Genomic DNA, 1705 nt, shown 5'->3' with positions numbered 1-1705 from the left:
ATCTACATTAGCTCCGGGTGTTTTTCTTGTTCATGGATGCAACATCCAGAACTTCGGGGGCCTGTGCTTCATGCGGGTGCTCGGCACCGGCATAGACACGCAGATTGGTCATGATCTGACGGCTCAGGCGGTTGCCCGGCAGCATGCGCTTGACCGCTTGGGTCACAACGCGCTCGGGGTGCGCGCCTTCCAGGATTTCCTGTTTGGTGCGCGATTTGATGCCGCCCGGGTGGCCGGTGTGCCAGTAGAAGTGCTCTTCGCGCTTCTTACCGGTCATCTGCACCTTGTCGGCGTTGATGATGATGACGTTGTCGCCCATGTCCATGTGCGGAGTGAAGGACGCTTTGTGCTTGCCACGCAAGCGCATGGCAACGATCGAGGCAAGGCGGCCCAGAACAACGCCCTCGGCGTCGATCAGGATCCACTTCTTCTCGATGTCTGCCGGTGTAGCAGAGAAGGTTTTCATGGCAGGTCAATCCTGTTTGTCGTGACGGCAGAATCCCGGAAGGAAACGCCTGAATGCGATGGAGGGGGTTTACGGGGATCACAAAGCCACGTCAACAGAGGCGAGCTATAATAAAATAAGCAAAAACAACATGTTGAGAATTAGGTATCATTTTACCCCACAAATTTCGCACCTTCCGCACTATCAGGCAAAGCGGAGAGCGGATTAGGCAACACTTTCTATTGATTTGTCTCCCCTCCTTGCACCAGGGCACTTGCTCCGGCTAGCCGCCCGGCGAAATTCAACCAAGAGAGCACCACCTTGAAACTCTCCAAATTAGCCCCCTTTCCCTTGGCCCTGCTGGTCACTGGTTGCATGCAATATGCGCCCGCGGAACAGCCGCCGGTTGCCGTATCCTACAAGACCGGCCTCACCGCAGCACGCGTTGCCGGCTACACCGAGCCCTTCATACGCACTTTCTTCTTTGAACTGGATGAAGAAGAACGGCGACAGCAGGTTTTGTCCGGAAACAACCGCTCCTCCGTCACCGAACGCATTGAAGTGACTGGAGCTGTCTGAACATTGGACTCCGCCGAGTTTTCCGCCTCGTTCACAACGCCGGCGGTGGTTCGCTTGCCCAAGCTCAAAGATCGGCCAACATCGCTGCGGGTGAATTGCAAAGCGCCCGGCAGGTCGGCGGACACCAAAGTTCAGCCAACACTTGACGGGGTTATCGTTGCCCGCGGATCGGTCGCCGGACTGGTCGCTGCGGCGGTCACTGCCGGAATTGCCCCCGGCAAAGACAACTGGTCCTTTGGTGGCAACGATGTCCCGCTGTGGGTTAAACTGGAAGAGTAATCAGCAGCATTTCAACCCGGTGGGGGCGGCTTGCCAAAGCGGCCTCTTTCCATTTTCAAACGCTGATCTGCTCGGGCGGGTTGTCCAGCAGGGCGCGCAGGCGCAGCATCGCCTCCTCGAACTGTTTCAGCGGTACATGCGCGTTGATGGCAATGCGCACCGCATGGGGCGCGCGGCCGTCGCGCAGGGCAAATTCATCTGCCGAGCGGATCTGCACCCCGTTTGATTCCGCGGCGCGGGTGAAAGCGGCAGCGCGCCAGCCCGAGGGAAGCCGCAGCCAGACAAAGGGCACATCCGGGTTCCAGGTCAGATCAAACCCGCCAAGCGCATTGACGGCGACCCGGACATAGCGGGCCATTTCCCCGCGCACCGCCGCCACCAGATCAGGCAGCCGCGGATCGG

Annotated in this window: 3 protein-coding genes and 1 pseudogene; 2 read left to right on the top strand and 2 right to left on the bottom strand. The window is 58.9% G+C overall.

Features of this window, described 5'->3' with window-relative positions; all coding sequences use genetic code 11:
* Positions 1-7: 7 nt before the first annotated feature.
* Positions 8-466 (bottom strand): 50S ribosomal protein L13, encoded by a 459-nt coding sequence (gene rplM, locus A2I95_RS35720; protein ID WP_024090265.1) that lies wholly within the window; start codon positions 464-466, stop codon positions 8-10.
* 330 nt (positions 467-796) lie between these two features.
* Between rplM and A2I95_RS35715 the strand changes: the two genes are divergently transcribed.
* Together A2I95_RS35715 and A2I95_RS35710 are read left to right on the top strand one after the other, a co-directional pair.
* Complete coding sequence (locus A2I95_RS35715) at positions 797-1024, top strand: hypothetical protein (RefSeq protein WP_291737281.1); 228 nt, start codon at positions 797-799, stop codon at positions 1022-1024.
* Positions 1025-1027: 3 nt separating this feature from the next.
* Positions 1028-1303, top strand: coding sequence for a hypothetical protein (locus A2I95_RS35710; protein ID WP_291737280.1), 276 nt, complete (start codon positions 1028-1030; stop codon positions 1301-1303).
* Between the two features lie 55 nt (positions 1304-1358).
* On the opposite strand, the pseudogene A2I95_RS35705 reads toward A2I95_RS35710, so the two are convergent.
* A pseudogene (locus A2I95_RS35705) lies at positions 1359-1705 on the bottom strand (PLP-dependent aminotransferase family protein); the annotation flags it as partial.

This window comes from Leisingera sp. F5 (assembly GCF_001593695.1).
This window is presented reverse-complemented; position numbering and strand designations above follow the sequence as displayed.

Coding starts and splice junctions, on each gene's coding strand:
- rplM (WP_024090265.1), bottom strand. CDS start 466: ATGAAAACCTTCTCTGCTACACCGGCAGACATCGAGAAGAAGTGGATC.